At 60.2% G+C, this 19,051-nt stretch carries 14 protein-coding genes; 5 read left to right on the top strand and 9 right to left on the bottom strand.

Annotated features, from left to right (window positions below; translation table 11 throughout):
- Position 1: 1 nt before the first annotated feature.
- Positions 2-1,561, bottom strand: a complete 1,560-nt coding sequence (locus WDN46_04360) for an acid phosphatase (protein MEJ0092680.1) — start codon at positions 1,559-1,561, stop codon at positions 2-4.
- 188 nt (positions 1,562-1,749) lie between these two features.
- Here WDN46_04360 and WDN46_04355 point away from each other — a divergent pair, with 188 nt between their 5' ends.
- The 3 genes from WDN46_04355 (at position 1,750) to WDN46_04345 (ending at position 4,463) form a co-directional block, all read left to right on the top strand.
- Positions 1,750-2,352 (top strand): mismatch-specific DNA-glycosylase, encoded by a 603-nt coding sequence (locus WDN46_04355; protein ID MEJ0092679.1) that lies wholly within the window; start codon positions 1,750-1,752, stop codon positions 2,350-2,352.
- Positions 2,353-2,564: 212 nt separating this feature from the next.
- The gene (locus WDN46_04350) at positions 2,565-3,278 is read left to right on the top strand and encodes an SDR family oxidoreductase (GenBank protein ID MEJ0092678.1); all 714 of its coding nucleotides are present in this window, start codon (positions 2,565-2,567) and stop codon (positions 3,276-3,278) included.
- Between the two features lie 108 nt (positions 3,279-3,386).
- Positions 3,387-4,463, top strand: coding sequence for a nitronate monooxygenase (locus WDN46_04345; protein MEJ0092677.1), 1,077 nt, complete (start codon positions 3,387-3,389; stop codon positions 4,461-4,463).
- Between the two features lie 71 nt (positions 4,464-4,534).
- Here WDN46_04345 and WDN46_04340 read toward each other — a convergent pair whose 3' ends face one another.
- The 3 genes from WDN46_04340 to WDN46_04330 form a co-directional block, all read right to left on the bottom strand.
- Positions 4,535-6,043: an amidase gene (locus tag WDN46_04340; protein MEJ0092676.1), complete on the bottom strand. Its 1,509-nt coding sequence runs from the start codon at positions 6,041-6,043 to the stop codon at positions 4,535-4,537.
- Positions 6,044-6,325: 282 nt separating this feature from the next.
- On the bottom strand, positions 6,326-7,519 hold the full coding sequence (gene urtA / locus WDN46_04335) for an urea ABC transporter substrate-binding protein (GenBank protein MEJ0092675.1): 1,194 nt from the start codon (positions 7,517-7,519) through the stop codon (positions 6,326-6,328).
- Between the two features lie 350 nt (positions 7,520-7,869).
- The gene (locus WDN46_04330; GenBank protein ID MEJ0092674.1) at positions 7,870-8,652 is read right to left on the bottom strand and encodes a hypothetical protein; all 783 of its coding nucleotides are present in this window, start codon (positions 8,650-8,652) and stop codon (positions 7,870-7,872) included.
- 323 nt (positions 8,653-8,975) lie between these two features.
- Here WDN46_04330 and WDN46_04325 point away from each other — a divergent pair, with 323 nt between their 5' ends.
- A complete protein-coding gene (locus tag WDN46_04325) occupies positions 8,976-9,239 on the top strand; it encodes a hypothetical protein (protein MEJ0092673.1) in 264 nt (87 codons plus the stop codon).
- A gap of 72 nt (positions 9,240-9,311) precedes the next feature.
- Positions 9,312-11,108, top strand: coding sequence for a SulP family inorganic anion transporter (locus WDN46_04320; GenBank protein MEJ0092672.1), 1,797 nt, complete (start codon positions 9,312-9,314; stop codon positions 11,106-11,108).
- Between the two features lie 74 nt (positions 11,109-11,182).
- Here WDN46_04320 and WDN46_04315 read toward each other — a convergent pair whose 3' ends face one another.
- From WDN46_04315 to WDN46_04295, 5 genes are all read right to left on the bottom strand, one after another.
- Positions 11,183-12,502 carry an HlyC/CorC family transporter gene (locus tag WDN46_04315; protein ID MEJ0092671.1) on the bottom strand — a complete coding sequence of 440 codons (1,320 nt, stop codon included), beginning with the start codon at positions 12,500-12,502 and terminating at the stop codon, positions 11,183-11,185.
- Positions 12,503-12,505: 3 nt separating this feature from the next.
- The gene (gene aroB, locus WDN46_04310) at positions 12,506-14,344 is read right to left on the bottom strand and encodes a 3-dehydroquinate synthase (protein MEJ0092670.1); all 1,839 of its coding nucleotides are present in this window, start codon (positions 14,342-14,344) and stop codon (positions 12,506-12,508) included.
- An 84-nt stretch (positions 14,345-14,428) separates the two neighbouring features.
- Positions 14,429-15,205, bottom strand: coding sequence for a hypothetical protein (locus tag WDN46_04305; GenBank protein ID MEJ0092669.1), 777 nt, complete (start codon positions 15,203-15,205; stop codon positions 14,429-14,431).
- A 206-nt stretch (positions 15,206-15,411) separates the two neighbouring features.
- Positions 15,412-17,568: an amylo-alpha-1,6-glucosidase gene (locus WDN46_04300; protein ID MEJ0092668.1), complete on the bottom strand. Its 2,157-nt coding sequence runs from the start codon at positions 17,566-17,568 to the stop codon at positions 15,412-15,414.
- Between the two features lie 87 nt (positions 17,569-17,655).
- Positions 17,656-18,813: a glycosyltransferase family 4 protein gene (locus tag WDN46_04295; GenBank protein ID MEJ0092667.1), complete on the bottom strand. Its 1,158-nt coding sequence runs from the start codon at positions 18,811-18,813 to the stop codon at positions 17,656-17,658.
- Positions 18,814-19,051: the final 238 nt, after the last annotated feature.

Below are 19,051 nucleotides of genomic sequence, written 5' to 3'. Positions count from 1 at the left end.
GTCAAGGGCCGAAATCGAGGGAGCCGGTCAGGTCGCCAAGCGTCTGTCCTCCGGCGGCGGACATAGCCTCGTCTCGCGCTCGCAGGCCGCTCAGAACCGGCAAATCGAAGCGTCTGGTAATGAGGCGCAGCATTGAGGTTGTGTCGTAAAGCGTGTGGTCGACAAAGCCTTTTTTGGCGTAGGGCGACACGATAAGGGTCGGAATCCGCGTTCCTGGGCCCCAACGGTCGCCCCTTGGCGGCGCGACATGATCCCAGAAACCGCCATTCTCGTCATAAGTGATCACAACAAACATATGTCCCCATTGCGGGCTGTTTTCGAGATGCGCCACGAGATCGGCGACGTGCTGGTCGCCGGATAGCACGTCGGCGTAGCCAGGATGTTCATTAAGGCTGCCCTGCGGCTTGTAAAAGCTCACCTGCGGCAAAGTCCCGGCGTCGATCGCTTCGATGAACTTCGCCCCATCGATTCCGCCATCGCGCAAATGTTCGGCGCGCGCGGGAACGCCGGGCGCGAGGCTGGCGAAATAGTTGAACGGCTGGTGATGGAACTGGAATTTCGGATTGGGCGTGATCGCCGCGCCATCAAGGGCGGCCCCCCAGGCGCCGGCATACCACGCCCAAGTCACGCCCTTCGCGCTCAGAAGGTCGCCGATGGTGGTTTCTGTTTGCGGCGGAAGCGTTGTCGGCCGGTTTCGATCGGCATAGGCCGGGTCGCCGCCAGGCGCGGGCTTGTTGCCGCTCGGCTGATAGGGCGGCTGCATTGTATTGATGGCGTAGAAATCCGGCGAGATGCTTCCGTCGTTGACAAATTTCGGGATGCCCTCGAGCGCGGACTTCGGCGAATTCGGCGCCAGCGTCAGTGAAACTCCATCGGGCTCGACGGCGGCGATCAAACCCTTGGCGGGACTTTGATCAGCATTGAGATAGCGCGGCGTACAGGAGCAGATCAAATAAAAGTGGTTGACGAAAGAACCGCCGAAGGCTCCCATGAAGAAATTATCGGCGAGCGCATAGCGTTGCGCGATCGGCCAGAGCGGCAGATTGGGGCCGTCGGAATAGTAGCCCATGACCAGAGCGCCAGAGTCGCCATAGGCGACGAATTTGTCGTTCCTGCCGCCATCGATCTGCATCTGATTTTGATAGAAGCGATGCCAAAGGTCGATCGTCGGGACGCTGATCGGCGTATTGAGGCCTTTTGGATCGTCGATGGCGAATGGGGCGTTTGGCATATGCGCCGCCAGCTGCTCGCCGCCTTCCGGCCTATATTTCTTGGCGGTGAGGCCGCCCCAGATCGGCGGCAGTTCTTTTAAAGGCGAGCCGTCGCGATCGACCTGCATAACCTGATCGGGCGTCACGTTGTCGAGACCATTGGCCCCTGGAAAATGACCATAGAGATTATCGAAACTGCGATTTTCCGCGTAGATCACCACAATCGTTTCGATCTTCGAAAGCCCCTTGGACCCGCTCAGGGCTTCATCTGCGGCGGCGGCTCCCGCCAGAGCCGACGCAAAACCACCGCCGACCAGAATGGCGAGACGCCCAAATTTTAGGTTCATCATTTTTCCTCAACGCGGTCGCGATGGCTCCGACAGATCCGAATGCCTCGTTGCAATTGTCGGCCTTTTGCATTTCGTTTTCTTGACGCTCGAGCGCAAGCCTTCGCATGATCGAGGCCAGTTGACACCATCGTCGTCGAGAGCTGCGGCGCTTTCAACGGCTGACGTTTGGCGCAAGGCGCGACGACGCAATGGAGCACGAGCCAATGGATGAGGAAAATCCGCCAAGCCTCCCCGATCTCGTGCGCGAGGGCCTCAACGTGATCTTCATCGGCATCAATCCTTCAATCTTCTCGGCCTCGCAGGGACATTATTTTGCCCGCAAGACCAATCGCTTCTGGCCAGCTTTCTCACGCTCGGCTTTGAGCGGGACGGCGCGAGAGGCACTCGGCGTCCCGCTTTTGGGTCCCGAGCACGACCGCCTGCTGCTCGATTACGGATTCGGCTTCACCGACGCGGTCAAGCGCCCGACCGCGCGAGCCAGCGATCTCAATCCAGTGGAATTCATCAATGGCGTGGCGCTTCTCGTTGAAAAACTTGAGCGCTATCGTCCAGATGTCGCGTGTTTCCACGGAGTGACGGCATATCGGGCGGTTCACCGCGCGCTGGCTTCTCCCGCAACGGAGGCTAACCTCGGGCCGCAGCCTTTGCGCATCGGAGGAAGCCGCGTGTTCGTCGTCCCGAACCCAAGTCCGGCCAATGCGCATTCAACGCCTGCGGATCAGGCTCTTTGGTATGATCGCCTCGCGGCGTTTCTGACGACACGGAAAGTCAGCGATCCCAAAGCGATTTAGAAGCCCATTTTCAATCTTGCTGACCGCCGCCAGTCGCGGCGTCCAAAAAAATTGCGACCGTAGCTCGATTCTCCGACAGCGTAACGATCGCGTAAGGCGCTATCTCTAGGCGATCGGCAGGACCGGGTTGCGGCGGAACTCCGTCGCGCCGTCAGACCGCGCCACTCCTCTTCCGCCAGCCTTAAAACCCAGCCTTGAAACAGAGAAGCATTATGAGCGCAGAACGCAAAGTCGCATTGATCACCGGCGCGTCACAGGGGATCGGGGCGGGCTTGGTCAAGGGGTTCCTCGATCGCGGCTATTGCGTCGTCGGCAATTCCCGCACGATCAAGCCCAGCGATTGTCTGGATGTGGCGACCGTCGCGGGCGACGTCGCCTATCCAGAAACCGCCGACCGCATCGTCGCCGCGGCTATCGATCGCTTCGGCCGCATCGACACTCTGGTCAATAATGCCGGCGCGTTCATCTCAAAGCCATTTGTCGATTACTCCGAAGCTGATTTCGCGGCGCTGGTCGCCACAAATCTGGCGGGCTTGTTCCACCTCTCGCAGCGCGCTTTGGCGCAGATGCTGCGCCAGGGCGGCGGCCATATCGTCAACATCACGACGAGCGTGGCCGACCAGCCTATCGCAGGGGTGCCCGCGGCGCTGGCGGCGCTGACCAAGGGCGGCCTCAATGCGGTAACCCGGTCGCTGGCCATCGAGTATGCCAACCACGGCGTGCGGGTGAACGCCGTCTCGCCAGGCATCATCAAGACCCCGATGCATAGCCCCGAAGCGCATGGCTTTTTCGCGACGCTCCATCCTTTGGGGCGGATGGGCGAGATTGAAGAGATCGTCGAAGCCGTGCTCTACCTTGAGAGTGCGGCTTTCGTGACCGGCGAGGTCCTGCATGTCGACGGCGGCGCTCACGCCGGCCGATGGTGAGTTTCCGCTAAACCGCCCTGAAATCGAACACGTCGTTGACGGCCCGCCTATGCGGCGAAAGACTGTTTCTAGGCTACGGCGCCGCCATCCAGCGCAGAGGGAAGAACAATGACCGATTGGCCCGACCGCCGAATCCTGGATCTCCTCGGGATTGAACTGCCGATCATTCAGGCCCCTATGGCCGGGGTGGTCACATCGGCGATGGTGGTCGCCGTTGCGGAGGTGGGCGGACTTGGCTCGCTGCCCTGCGCGGTTTTGAGCCCGGACCAAATTCGCAGCGAGATTAGCGCCACCCGGCTGCGCTCGTCGAAGCCCATCAATGTGAACTTCTTTTGCCACGTTCCAGCGTCGATCGAGCCTGCGCGCGAGGAAGCATGGCGGCGACGTCTAAAGCCCTACTATATTGAGCTTGGCCTCGATCCTGGGATGCCGGTCCCCGTCTCGGCCCTCGCTCCGTTCGGCGACGCGCATTGCGATCTTGTGGAGGAGCTAAAGCCCGAGATCGTCAGCTTCCACTTCGGCCTGCCAGGCAAAAACCTGTTAAGGCGGGTGAAGGATGCGGGCGCAAAAATTCTATCGTCGGCGACTACTGTCGATGAGGCCATATGGCTCGAAGACCATGGCTGCGACGCGATCATCGCCCAGGGTCTCGAAGCCGGCGGTCATCGCGGAATGTTTCTCTCCAATGATATTTCCGCGCAGGTCGGCATTATGGCGCTCGCGCCGCAGATTGCCGATGCGGTCAAGGCGCCCGTCATCGCGGCCGGCGGCATTGCGGATGCGCGCGGCATCGCCGCCGCCTTGGCGCTCGGCGCTTCGGCGGTGCAGATTGGAACGGCCTACCTATTTTGTCCCGAAGCGAATGTGGCGCCCCTGCACAGACAAGCCTTAAAGACGGCTCGAGATCATCAAACGGCGATCACGAATGTTTTCACCGGCCGTCCCGCGCGGGCGGTCGTCAACCGGCTCGTTCGCGAGATCGGGCCGATCTTCGAGCAAGCGCCCGGCTTCCATCTCGCCAGCGGCGCTCTCGCGCCGCTGCGCGCGAAATCGGAGCCGTCTCGATCGGATGACTTCACGCCGCTGTGGTCCGGTCAGGCCGCGGGCCTCGGCCGGGAGCTCGCAGCCGGGGAGCTGACGAGACGATTGGCTGAAGAGACCCTCGCGAAGCTTGCGGGGCGGTGAGGCGGAGAGAACCCATCTTCCCCCGCTTCGCTGTTGACGGCGTCATCGGCCGTCAACAGCGGGGCGCAGCGTTACTGCGCCAGAGTCGGGACCTTGCGGTGTTTCGTGGCGCTCTCATAGTCGAAGGCGAAGGACAGCAATGTCGCCTCGCTCCACATCGGCCCGACAAAGATCAGGCCAAAAGGCGCCCCGGAGGCGTAATAGCCGGCGGGGACGGTGACGCCGGGCAGACCGGCTATGTTGATCTCGCAGACTGTGGTTTCATGGATCGTCCCCGCGCCGACCAAAGGCGGCAGTTCATCGCGCATTTGCGGGAAGACCAAGCCATCGAGCTTTTCGCGCGCCATGACCTCCTTGAAGATCGAAAGGTAGGCTTCCTTGGCGGCGATGAACTCCGAAAGGTCCGGCGGCGCAAGAGGATCGACGATGCCGGCCTCAAGTTGCGGCAGATCCTTCATATAGAACAGCACGCCCGTCGGCGCGAACGGGTCCTCGCTCGCGACCGCCTTCGCGAATGCCTTAAATGACGGGATCGCAACATCGGGGCCCATTCGTTCCAGATAACGGTCCATATCAAAGGGAACGCATTCCATGCCGCGCGCATCGAAATGGTCGAGGCCCTTGGCGGGGCGGCCGATATCGGCAAAACCGGTGCCCTCGAAAGGATCCGCGACCAGCGTCGCGCCGCGCCTTTCCAATTCGCCGATGGCCCTCTGATAAAGAGCGGCCGCCTCTGGCGATAGCGGCCGATTCCGCCAACCGCGCCCATAGAGCCCAAGGCGCTTTCCCTGTAGCGAGGAGGCGTCGAGATTTGCTGCGTAGCCGCCCTTCGGTTTGTTGCCGATGCCGGCGACCGTCTTCGGATCTTCCGAACTGAATCCCGCGAGCGCGTCGAGCGTCAGGGCGGCGTCGCGCACACAGCGGGCGATCGGCCCCACCACGTCGCGTGTGCTTCCGGCGAGCGGCATGACGCCGGCGTTGGGGACCAAGCCGAAGGTTGGTTTGATCCCAACCAGATCCTGAGCCGAGGCGGGATTTTGGATCGAGCCGCCCGTCTCCTCGGCCAAGCCCAATACAGCAAGGCTGCCGGCCACAGCCGTCGCGGTCCCGGCGCTGCTGCCGCCCGGGAGCCGGCTGGGGTCGACCGCATTAAGGGTCACGCCGGCCCAACTGTTGCTGGCGTGACTTCCCGTAGCGCTCAAAATCGGGACGTTGGTTTTGCCTAGAATGATGGCGCCCGCCGCCCGCATTCGCGCCACAACCGGCGAATCTGTAGCGGGGATAAGGTCGACGCCGCCAGCCCGCGCGCTGAGCAGCCGCCAACCGCCCGTGCTCGGAAGCCCGGCCATGTCCATCGTATCCTTCACCACGACGGGGACGCCTGCGAGCGGTCCGAGCTTTTCGCCAGCCGCGCGGCGTTTATCGATGGCGCGCGCATCGCTCAGGGCGTTCGGGTTCATCGTGATCACCGCCACGTAACGCGGATTATACAGCGCGATCCTGTCGAGATAGGCCTGGGTCAGCGCCTCGGAGGTGAGATCGCCCTGCGAAAAGGCGGCCTGCACCTCCGCGACCGTCATTTCGACGGGGTCGATCGCGGATTGTTTCCTCGCGGTGGAAGCTTGTAGCGTCACGGCAACTCCAATCGGTTGATATATTCGAGAAACGCCGGCGATTTCAGCCGGCTACGCCCCAGGGAGCCACCCAGTCCCCGCCCCGCGGCGAGCAAGCACGGCGGCGCGATCCCGAGCGGCCAGACCAGCGTTCCAAGAACCGACAGCCTTCGGCGGCCCAGGCCGGGGCGCATGGATAAAACAGTCGCGGCGGATAGGGACCTAGCCCACCCGCCGCGAGGAAAAAGCCTATTGATAGCCTTTGGGAAATGGATTCGGCTCGATCAGATCGGTCGTGTCGACGATCTCGAACTGTCCGTCTGGGAGCGCCCTGGCGACGCGGGCCTTCGACCAGAGATGATGATTTGGGTGAACGCGAACTATTCCTTCTGGCGCATCCGGGAACTCGAGCCCAGGCGAGGCCGCGACGACCTTATCCACGTCGAAGCTATTGGCTTTTTCAACAGCCAGCTTCCAGAGATACGGCATGAGGTAGGCGGCCTCCTGCGGGTCGCCGATCACGGCGTCGGGCCCCCACATTTTCTTATAGGCGGCGACGAACGCTTTATTGGCGGGCGTATCGATGGATTGGAAATATTTCATGCATGAATAGGCCCCGGCGATATTCTCGGCCCCGATGCCCTTGATCTCATCTTCCGTCACCGCGATCGTCATCAGCGTCTGCTTGCTGAAATCGACGCCCGCCGCCTTCAATTGCTTGAAGAATGCGACATTCGATCCGCCGACGACGGTGACATAGATCACGTCCGGCTTCTTCAGCTTGATTTTATTGATGACCGAATTGAACTGCGTGTTTCCAAGCGGAAAATAATCTTCGCCGGCCACTTCTTTCTTCAGCACATTCTCGATGTGCTTACGCGCGATCTTGTTGACGGTCCGCGGCCAGATGTAGTCGGAACCGACGAAATAGTAGCTCTTCGCGCCCTTCGCCTTGTCCAGCCAGTTCAGGCTGGAGAGAACCTGCTGCGTCGCCTCCTGGCCCGTGTAGACGACATTTTTGGATTGCTCGAGCCCCTCATAGAAAGTCGGATAATAGAGCAGGCCATTATATTGTTCGAATACCGGCAGAACCGCCTTGCGGGATGCCGACGTGAAGCAGCCGCAGACCATCGCGCATTTGTCGCTTTCGATCAGCTTCTTTCCCTTTTCCGCGAAAGTCGGCCAGTCGCTCGCGCCATCCTCCACGATGATCTTGATCTGGCGACCAAGGACGCCGCCCTTGGCGTTGATCTCGGAGATGGCGAGTTTCTCGGCCTCGACGGCCCCCGTTTCCGAAATAGCCATCGTTCCGGTCAAGGAATGCAGAATGCCGATCGTGACGCTATCATCAGTCACCGCGAGGCCGGTGGTGTCGACCGCGTTGGTCGCCGTGGCGCCAAATGCCTTCGGCGCAAGCAAACCGACCATTGGAAGGGCGGCCATGCCCTTCAGGATCTGACGGCGATCAGCGAACTTCGGATCGTTGTTGTTTGCTTCAAACTCGTTCTTCAACACAATAACCTCACGACATTAAGTTCCACAGGCCGCGAGGCAGCCGCCCTCAAGGACGATCGCGCGCTCTTGGCGACTGCCAAAGCGCAAGCACATTCTGTGCCGCGCGGCGGCATTTCGGAACCTTGGCCGCCGCGATCGCCGCGTTTCCGACAACTCATCATGCTGGTCCAGCGCGCCGACCGGCCGGCGTGGTTAGCTCCACGAGCGGCAATTCGGCGCACCCGCATCGCCCAAGGCGATGCGGCGCGATGTCGTGGCTGTAAGGTGCGTCCAGCCGCCTAACGGGCGCCCACTTGCGAATTCGCTGCCGCTACCGTCCCGACGGCTTCTACGCCGCTTGCAAGAATGCTGGCGAGAACCTTATTGCCCTTTGCCTTGGGGTGCGTCGCATCGCTCGCATAAAGATCTGCCGTCCACCTATCGTCGGCCGCGACGTCGATGCATTGAATCGCGAGAGAGCGGCACATTTCGATGATGTCCGCCGTCGCCGCCGTCCAGGCGGGCTTGTTCAGAAAGAGGGTCTTTGTCGGATATAGGAAAATCAAGACCTCGCGCGTCGCAGCCATGTTTGAGATCACGGAGGCGAAACGTTTCAGCTGTCGGGGATCCGCTTCGCCCGTTGGCGGCAGAGAACCTGATTCATTCAAGACAATATTGCCGATAAGGCGGGGCAGCACGTGTTTGGTGAAAATATAGGACGTTAAAATTGGGGGATTGTGGTCCGGGAAGACATAGTACCCCGGCCATTTCGCTATCTCGGAAAGACCTCCCGCCATATATTCCACGATTACGACATCGCTGTTCTGCAAAACATCCTTATTCTCGTCGAGATAGTTCATCTCATTAACGTCGGTCCATCCTCCGGCGGCGGCGGACCATACCGCATACTCTGCGCCAAGCACGGCCTGTAACTGCGGCCCCAGCTTGTCGGCTTGATCGTAGGTGTTTCCGCCAAGGACTATGCTGTTCCCGAGCAAAAGAATGCTTGAATGTTTATCCGGGTTCCAGTTTACAGCGTTTCCCATATGGCGATCATTGAACACCCATTTGTTTTCGTTCAAAAATGCTCCGCTTTGATTGGAGCGAGGAACATATTTAAGGTTCGCATCCAATTCATATATTGGGAAAGAACCAAAGCCGGCGATGCGAAGGTAAAGCTCTATTCCTGCAAATGACGTCAGTATAATTCAATGGGAAGCGATCGACCTTCGCGATCAAGAGCGGTCCGCAGCCTTGATCGACGCGGATCGATGGGCAAGCGACCCTCCGCAAGGCCCTTGCAGCCATTAGAAGCCTCGCCGCTTGACGCGACATTTGCAATAGTTGATAAAGTTTATGGATTGATGGAGCTCGGCCGAGGCTCCACTGGCGTTCCGGGGCATCGATGAGCACAATTTCCAGATCCCGCAGTGCGACTGTGTGGACCAATTTGGCTGCGGTCGCGGCTGTCGCCATCGCGGTCGCGCTCATCGCCGTCAAGAATCTGCGGACCGACGTCGCGAGCGAGACGCCCAGCGTTTCTCATGAGTCGATGCGCGAACTTCATCGCGGCCTGGACCAACAATTCAGCGGAGCCTATGAGAACGAGGCTGGCGAACCGTTGCGCAGCCAATCGCGTAGCGTCATCAATGCCGTGCTGAAACCGTGACGCGTTGAGCTGCGCTCGAGAACTGAACGCTAAGGTCTAAAGCCGATGCTCGGTCCCAATTCTCGAGATGCCGTGGCAAGTCGCTTCAGTAAAATTTTCAGCCTGAATTATAGCGGCGATGAATGGCGCAGGGATCTGCTCGCCGGATTGACCGTCGCCGCGATTTCCCTGCCGCAGGCGATGGCCTATGCGCTGATCGCCGGCGTCGATCCTCGTTTTGGACTTTACTCGGCCATTGTGGTGACGGCGGTCGCCGCCTTGTTCGGATCGTCGTCCCATCTGATCAATGGACCAACCAGCGCCATTTCTCTTGTCGTCTTCAGCGCCTTGGCCGCTTTCGATACGAATGCGCGCGCCGCGGTTTATGAAGCCATGTTCCTCCTTGGCGTCATGGTCGGCATCCTCCAGATTTTCATTGCGGTTTTCAAACTCGGAGATCTGACGCGCTATATTTCGGAATCGGTCATTCTCGGCTTCATGACCGGAGCCGCGCTTCTGGTGGGCATTGGCCAGATCTCCAATTTCCTCGGCGTTCACGAGCGGGGAACCGGACATCAGGAAGTCTTGCTTCGTCTGTGGATGACACTGACCGGGGGCGATCAATTTAACGTCAAGGCGATCGGCGTCGGCGTCGCAACTATCATCCTGGCCTTGAGCTTGCGGAAGTTGGTTCGCGCCTACAAGCTGCCGCAGATGGATATGCTGGCGAGTCTCGTGCTGGTCGCCGTCGCCGCTTTCCTGCTCGGCTGGTCGCAACCCGATTTGGGCGGCAAAACTTTGGTGGCGGTCGTCGGCTCCGTGCCGGGGAATTTGCCTTCGCCGCATATACCCGAGATTAAATTCGCCTGGGTAGCGCAGCTTTCCTCAAGCGCTTTGGCGATTGCGTTCCTCGGCTTGATCGAGGCGCTGGCTATCGCCAAATCCATCGCCACCCAGACGCGTCAGCCGCTCGATTATAATCGCCAATGCCTCGCCGAGGGTCTCGCTAACCTCGTCGGCGGCTTTTTCCGCTGCCTGCCAGGCTCTGGCTCTCTCACGCGCTCGGCGATCAATTTCCAGGCTGGCGGCGCGACAAGATTTGCCGGCCTCGTCGCGGCCGTTTCGGTGGCGGTCGCCGTCGTGATTTTCGCGCCCTTGACGCGCTATATTCCGAAAGCCGCCCTAGCCGGATTGTTGGTCATCACAGCTGCGCGTTTGATCGATATTCCACGCCTGCGCTATGCTTTTCGCGCCTCACGGTTTGACGCCGCGCTGGTCGTCATCACCGCCTTGACCGCCATTTTCATTGGCGTCGAATATTCAATTCTCGTCGGCGTCGTCTTGTCGGTTGTGCTTTTCGTGCCGCGCGCCTCGAAATTGAAGGGCGTCGAATTGATCATCACCCCTGAACAGGTGATCCGCACGCGAACGCCGACGGACCCGCCTTGCGAGGCGATGATTCTATTTGATCTGGAAGGCGAGCTGTTTTTCGGCGCCGCCCCGGAACTCGACCGCTATCTCGAAGGATTGACGGAGCGGGCGACGCAGCAAGGAAGCCGCTTTATCGTGCTCCGGCTCAAGCGCGTGCGCCACCCGGATGTGGTCTGCCTCGAGCGGCTCGAGCATTTCCTGCGCGAGGCGGGAAAACGCGGAATCACGGTCTTGCTCGCCGGAGTCCAGCCCGACCTTATGGCCGCGATGAGGCGCCTTCATTTTCAGGATTGGCATCCTGCGGACCAGGTCTTTGCGGAGGAGGATGATTTCGATTCCGCCACGCTCGAAGCGGTGCGGCAGGCTCTTCGACTTCTCGGGAAAGGCAGCGGCCGCATCAATGGCGGGAAAGACGAGACCGTCGAAAGCCGCCCGCTGAGCTTGTATTATTTAGTCTAAATGTTTGGTGGCGAAGCAGCGCTCACCCTCCGGAGGGGCTGATGCGGCCACGCGCCTTCGACACTATCGCTAGATCAGCGCGCATGGACTGGAGCCGACCCCTGCCCGTCCGCGGGGAAAATGCGCAGCAGGGTGATCCGGTTCTTCGCCTTGCGCAGCACCTCGAAGCGGAATCCATGAAAGCTGAAAACCTGCCCGGACTCGGGAATCGCGCGAGCCTCGTGAATGACGAGACCCGCGATAGTAGTCGCCTCCCCGTCGGGCAAGCTCCACGCCATGACCCGATTGAGGTCGCGGATCGGGACCGAACCCTCAACGATTACCGAGCCATCCGCCTGCGGGCGGACGCCATGGACGACAAGATCGTATTCATCGGAGATATCGCCGACGATCTCTTCGAGAATGTCCTCAAGCGTGACGATGCCCATCACGACGCCGTACTCGTCGACGACGATGGCGAAATGCGTCTTGCGTTTCAAAAACTCCTGCAGCTGGTCGTGAACCGACGTGGTATCCGGCACGAACCAGGGTTTTAGCGCGATGCTTTGGACATCCAAATTAGCGAAATCGCCGCCCGAGGCGTCGAGCGCCCGCAGCAGGTTCTTGGCGTGCAGCACGCCGACGATATTGTCGGGTTCGCCGCGCCAGATCGGCAGGCGCGAATAGGGCGAGGCGCCGATCTCGCGGATCAGCTCTTGCGGCGGCAGATCCGCATTGTGCATGACCATCTTGGTGCGATGCACCATTACGTCGGAAACTTCGAGATTGCGAAGATCGAGAAGGCCGCCGAACATATCGCGATCGGACCGGCCGACGCCGCCCTCCTGATGCAGAAAGTCGACCGCGCTTTTCAATTCCTCATGCCCCGACAGAATCGATCGCTGCCGGCTCGTATCGACGCCGAAAAGTTTTAGGGCTCCGAGCACAATCGCCTCGACGGCGACGAGCAGCGGCCCGAATATGGCGACAAAGAACGACAGGATCCGCGCCACCAGAAGCGACACGCGGTCGGGAGAGTTGATCGCCACCGTTTTGGGCAGGACTTCCGCAAAGACGAGAAGCAAAACGGTCATGATCCCGGTGGCGTAGACGGCGCCGCGATCGCCGACGAGCGCCACCAATATGCTCGTCGCGAAGGCCGAAGAGCCAATATTGACCAGCGTATTGCCGAGCAAGGTGGCGCCGATCAACCGGTTGCGGCTGGCGAGCAGGCGGTTAACCAAAGCCGCGCGGCGATCGCCGTTCTTTTCCAATGAATGCATGCGCGCGCGGGAGGCCGCCGTAAGCGCGGTCTCGGAGCCCGAGAAAAAGGCCGATAGGGCAATGCATAAGAGGATGATTGCGATCGCGAACCAAAGGTCGATCGGCGAAATTCCGGCGCCTTCGCCGTGCATGGTCTAATATCCCGTGTTCAGTTCATCTTGAAGAAAACTGCGGATCTTGCCGGCGTCGATATTCTTCGCCACGAAGCAATCGCCAATTCCGCGCGCGAGGATGAACGTCAGCGCGCCTTGCTCAACCTTTTTGTCCTGATGCATCGCCTCGACGATTTGATCGGCGTCGAGAACGTCGAGAACAAGGCCTGCAATGTGGGCGATCCGAACGGGAAGGCCAACCTCGCGCAAATGGCGCTCGACGCGCAGGGAATCCTCTTGCGGGCAAAGCCCCAGCTGCGCCGAAAGCCGGAAAGCGCAAGCCATGCCAATTGAAACGCCCTCGCCGTGCACCAGCCGCGCGCCATCATAATGGTTGATCCGCTCGAGCGCATGACCGAAGGTGTGCCCGAAATTAAGCAGGGCGCGGTCGCCCCGCTCATGTTCGTCGCGCGCGACGATCGCCGCTTTCGCTTTGCAGCTGATCGCAATGGCGCGGACCCGGTCATCGCCGCCGGCGAATATTCCGCGCCAATTGGCCTCGAGCCAGCTGAAGAACGCGGGATCGCCGATGAGGCCGTATTTGACGACCTCCGCGTAGCCCGCGCGAAATTCACGCGGCGGCAGGGTTTCCAGCATCTGCGTGTCGGCGAGAACCAAGGAGGGCTGATGAAAGGCGCCGATCAGGTTCTTGCCATGCTGGGAATTGATCCCGGTTTTGCCGCCCACGGACGAGTCGACCTGAGCGAGAAGGCTCGTTGGAAGCTGGATGAAACGCATTCCGCGCCGCACCGTCGCGGCGGCAAAGCCCGCGAGATCGCCGATGACGCCGCCGCCAAGGGCGAGGATCAAATCGCCGCGCTCAAGCTTTGCCGCGATCAAGGCGTCGCAGACTTCGGCATAGCTCGCATAGGATTTCGACGCTTCCCCTGGCGCGACGATGATGGCGGAGTGGCGAATCCCAGCCGCATCGAGCGATTTTTCCAGCGCCGGTAGGTGCCGTTCCGCGACATTGGCATCAGTGACGATCGCGCAAGCCGCTCTTGGAGCAAGGCGGCGGACGTGGTCGCCCGCCAGAGCGATCAAGTCGGGCCCGATAAAAATGCCGTAGGATCGCTCGCCGAGATCAACTTCGACCGTTGGCCGTGTCGCCTCACCGGATTTAGCGAGGGCGGCAGACTCTGCATTGAATGAAAGCACTGGGTTCGCCGTCGAATTTTGGTTCAAAGTCGCATTTCTGGAAGCGTTCATCGGTCTCAAACAAGTTAGGGGCGGCGGTTCGGGAGAAAAACGCAGAAAGAACTCAATGCCCGCAATGATTTCCTCGACCGCAATCTCATGCGGCCCGTCTCGCGAGACGACCGTGACATCGGCCCTCGCATATATAGGGTAACGCTGTTCGAGCAGCGTCCGCATGGTTTTTTCCGGATCGGGGCTTTGCAGGAGCGGCCTGTGGGAGCGTTTGCGCACCCGGCGCCACAAAACATCGGGATCGGCCTTCAGCCAGACCGAGATCCCGCGCTCGGCGATCCTCGCCCTTGTCTCCGCGTGAAGAAAAGCGCCGCCTCCCGTCGCGACCACCCGGGGGCCGTCCTCGAGAAGGCGCGCCATGACCCGGCGCTCTCCGTCGCGAAAATAAGGTTCGCCATGCCGGGCGAAAATATCGGAAATCGACATCCCCGCGGCTGCTTCGATCTCGACGTCGGCGTCGACAAAGGAGAGGCCGAGCCGCTGCGCCAAACGACGCCCGGTCGAGGTTTTGCCTGACCCCATGAAGCCCACGAGGACGACCGAACGGGATCCGAGCGCCTGCGTGAGTGACGTGATACGCCGATCCCGCGACTTCTCGTCCTCCTGTGGCATCGGCTCAACAGCGCTCATCGCGCGACTGTAACATGCGTGCAGATCTCATTTAAGCGGCAGTATGCAATTTGGCTCCGCCAAAATCTAGCGCAAGGCGCTCCAGGCGGCAAAGCTCTTCCACAGGAAGGAGCCGCCCATCAAAAGCAACAAAAAGAACGCGGCCGAGCCCAAAACCTCGATCAAAAACGAGAGAACGGCCAAAATCGTGCGGGAAAAGGCGGCCTCCCCACGCGACAGGCGTAATTGACTCTCCGCCAGATCTGCGGAGCCGCGCGGCTTTTTCGCCGGTCTCTCGCCTTTGGCCGCGCGACGCAAACGGCCCGCCCGATCGGACCTCACACCGGATGCAAGGGCTTTCTCGCGCTCGATGAGGCGGTGAGCCATATAATCGGCGATCGCATCGATCATCTCGTCGATATCTGCGCTTTCGGCCAGAGCGGTGCGGCCATGCCGCGTATCCTGAACAAACCGATAGGTGCGCCGGTCGTGCGCGAGTTCGACGAAGCCGATCATGTCGATAAACAGACGGGGATGCGCGCCCGGCATGATAGCGACATCGAAAAGGTCAATAGTTTCAGGTATTTCGGACAGGAGCGGAGCCAATTCCTCCTGCAGCATCTCAAGCCGGGCGATTTCGGCGCCGCGAAGATCGGCAATCACTTCCGTACGCTCGGCTTCATCGAGCCGAGCGCGGCGCAACGCACGCTTGAGACTCGAGCCGGCTTGCGCGCGGGTCGCCCATGCTTCTTGGCGGGGCAAATCGTCTTGCCCCAAGGATGTCTCGTATGTAGATCGCGCGCCGGAACGGGGCCATGTCGTCGCCGGGTCATTCGCCGCCGGATTGCGCGACGGGTCATCCAAAGTCGATCTCCCCTGATCGAGACTTGAGCAATTCGCGCCGAATCGCCTCTCGCTTCGCTATCGCGCGAGGAAACGGTCAATCGCTGGCCTCGCCCCCAGCGAAGCCCTGGCCGATATGCTGACCGTTTCTTGACACGAATGCGTTAATTTATTGCAATTTCAGCAATTGGGGAATCGCGCAAACTGAGACGCGCGGAAGCGCGATCTCATTTGACCAGCATCACTTTCACATCGCCTTGCCTCTCCAGCAAATTGAGGGTCACGTCTTCGCCATGACGCTGGAGCTTCAGCTTTACGCGTGAGTCGCGGAGGGTTAAGTGCGTGATGTTCACCGTGTCGAGGAAGGCCGGCATGACCGGATCGACGAAGCGGATCGAATTGCTTTCGTTGTTAAGCTCCATGCCAAGACAGGCGCCGAGCATCCCGATCGGCGCCGCGGCGGCCCAGGCTTGCGGCGCGCAGGCGACAGGATAGGCGGTCGGCCCCCGACGCGGCTTGCGGATAAAGCCGCAGAACAGCTCCGGCAACCGGCGCAACTCCTGCTGCAAAGCCGCCTCGAAAATGGCGGTGAAGATTTGCGCCGCCTCCCGGCCTAGCCCATATCGCGCAAATCCGAGCGCGATCATCGCATTGTCATGCGGCCAGACCGAGCCGTTATGATAGGAGATCGGATTGTAGCGCGCCTCGCCGCTGGCGACGGTTCGAATGCCCCAGCCGCTGAAAAAGTCCCGGCCAAGCAGAGTTTGCGCAACGCGCACGGCTCGCTCGGGCGCAGCGATGCCCGTGAAGAGAGCATGTCCGGCGTTCGAGGTGCGCACGCGGCAAGGTTGCTTTCGTCCATCAAGCGCCAAAGCGAACGTGCCAAGGTCCTCACACCAAAACGCCGCGTCGAAGTTTTCCTGCAGTTCCCGCGCCTCGGTCAGCAGTTTGGTTTCGAGATCGAATTCGGAAAGCCGCCGCGCCAGCTTCGCCGCGTGGGTTTTGGCGCTGAATACATAGCCTTGCACTTCGCAAAGCGCGATCGGCCCCTCGGCTAAAGACCCGTCGGCGTGGAAGATCGAGTCATAGGAATCTTTCCAGCCCTGGTTGACGAGGCCGTTTTCCGCCTCGCGCGCATATTCGACAAAGCCGTCGCCGTCGACATCGCCAAATATATCGATCCAATCGAGCGCCGCCATGATGTTCGGCCAGATCGCCTTGATCGTCTCGATGTCGCCGGTCCGGTCAAAATACATTCCAGCCAGCATGACGAACAACGGCGTCGCATCGACCGCGCCGTAGTACAGCCGAAACGGCACCTCGCCAAGGAGCGCCATTTCTCCTTTGCGGGTCTCGTGCAAGATCTTGCCGGGTTGCGCGTCGGCGCTGGCGTCGAAGGCTTTGGCTTGCATCGCGCTGAGAAAATTCAGCACGCCTTTGGCGACAGCCGGATCCAGCCATAACAACAGCATGGCTGTGATGATCCCATCGCGTCCAAAGGCCGTGCTATACCACGGAATGCCCGCATAAGGATAAAGGCCATGCGGGGTTCGCGAAATCAGCATATAGAGATCGGAGGTAGCTCGCCGGCAAACCTCGTTGAAAAGATCGTTGGAGCTGTCGATTGTCGCGATTGCGGCGGTTTTGGCGCGAATCGCACGCCGCCGGTCCCGAAACGCCAGCGCGAAATCGCTGCAATGCGGTTCATTTCGATCTTCGCACAGGATCGAGATGAATAGCGACGCGCCCGCCCGGGGGGCCAAAGTGAAGGAGAACGTCGCGCGATTTTGGTCAACCTCAATGGGCTCAGGCGAAAACAGCAGCTTGGTTTTGCGCTTCAGCCCGTCAAGCCCTTGATAATGAAACTCCGCGCCGACGTCGGTGCGAACCCATCGGACCTGCCCGCGCTTTGCGCGCATTGAGCCGCGCACTTCGAACAAGTCGAGGAAATCTGCGCCAAAGCAAATATCGATGCGGAATTGTTTCTCGCTGTCTGCATAGTTGCAAAATCCAATCCGCTCGTAGCAGACCGCCTGCCAAAGAAACTTGGTTCGTTCGATCGAAATTATATCGCGCGGCAACGAAATGGCGCCATGGACATGAACGTCCGGATTGGCGAGATCGACCGAGAGAGCCGCATTGTCATCCTGAACCACAGAGCTCAAGAGCAGCGGTCGCTTGCCTTCAATCCTGAGTTCGCATCGGGACAAAAAGCGGGTGTCGTTGAAGTACAACCCTTCCGGCCCGGCGGCGCCGACGCCAATGTCGCCGTAATCATCGAAGACAGCGAACGCATCCCCGTGTTTCAGGCTCCGAAGGCCGCCCTGAAGCAGGGACGTTTCGGTCTCAATATAGTGTTCCGGCAGTTCTACTATGGCGTCCATGACACGGCCCCATCGCCGGCGATGCCGCGCGGCCCCAAATATTGAACACGCCTCTGGCGGCCGCTTGCCGCTCCAAGCCCAAGACGGCTAGCTTGCAGCGCGCCCCCCAGCAAGCGCCCCGCCGCCATCCGCGTGCGGCGAGACATGCTCCCATGCTGGAGCTGCCAGAGCCAATTTGACCGTGATCGAGCGCACCGGGGGCGCCGGAGTTTTCACCGCAGCGCGCGCCAAAAGGGAACGATAGGCGGCAAGATGAGCGCTCGCCATCCGCTCCGCCGTAAAGCGCGCTTCAAATTCGGCTCGAACCGCGGCGCGACTCATCATCGAGACCCGCTTTACCGCCGCGACGGCATCATCAATTGAGTCAACGATGAGTCCATTGACGCCATTCACAATCACCTCGGGGACGGAGCCATTGCGCCAAGCGATGATGGGCGTTCCCGCCGACATGGCTTCAATCATGACGAGCCCAAACGGCTCCGGCCAATCAATTGGGAACAAAAGCGCTCGCGCCTTGCCAAGAAACTGGGATTTTTGCGCTTCGTTGATTTCGCCAATGAATTCAATCAAGGGATGATCGAGCAAAGGCTCGATCTCAACCTTGAAATACTCGAGGTCGGCGTTGTCGACCTTGGCCGCAATCTTCAACGGCGTCCCTGAGCGCTTGGCGATTTCGATGGCGCGATCCGGACGTTTTTCCGGAGAGATGCGTCCGAGGAACGCCAGATAATCGCCTCCATCCGCATCGAAAGGAATGACTTGCGGCGGCAAGCCATGTTTGACCGTAGCAAGCCAATTAGAGGCGGGCGGCATGGGGCGGCGTTGAGCGTCTGAAATGGAAATCAGCGGCATTTCCGGATAGGCTGCATAGACCGGCATATAATCGGGCAGATCCAGCCGTCCATGCAAGGTCACAAGACACTTATCTACAAGATCATGGAACAGCGCCTGGGGCAGAAGATCTATGTGAAAATGAATGATGTCGAATTCATCGGCTCGCATGCGAACCTGCCGCAACATGGCGAGCGTCGCGCCGATATGATCGCGAACACCCGCCAACCTCAGGCTCTGCGGCGCGCAAACGACAAGCTCGGCGGCCGTTTGTGATTCCGCGCTCGCGAACAAAGTCACCTTGTGGCCTTGTCGAACAAGCTCCTCGGCCAACCAGGAAACCACCCGCTCGGTGCCGCCATATAGCTTCGGTGGAACCGCTTCGGCCAGCGGAGCAACGAGCGCGATTCGCATTGGCTTATCCTTTCAAGGTGAAGTGCTTGCGGTTGAGCAATGCTTTAACCAAGCCGAAGTTCCCACTCCTGTACTTAGCCTCCGCTTTGGCGGACTCCCGCGCATGCGGACAAAATTCTGACTTTGCTTGAATACGGACACAGTCAGGCATCGCCCGACTACAGCCTAATTGAGACCCAATCGAGCTCATGTAATGTATCGTTCAGCAAAAGACAAGCGCGGTAACTTTTCGAATAAT

It is taken from the genome of Methylocella sp., from assembly GCA_037200525.1.
Lineage (GTDB): Bacteria > Pseudomonadota > Alphaproteobacteria > Rhizobiales > Beijerinckiaceae > Methylocapsa.
This window is presented reverse-complemented; position numbering and strand designations above follow the sequence as displayed.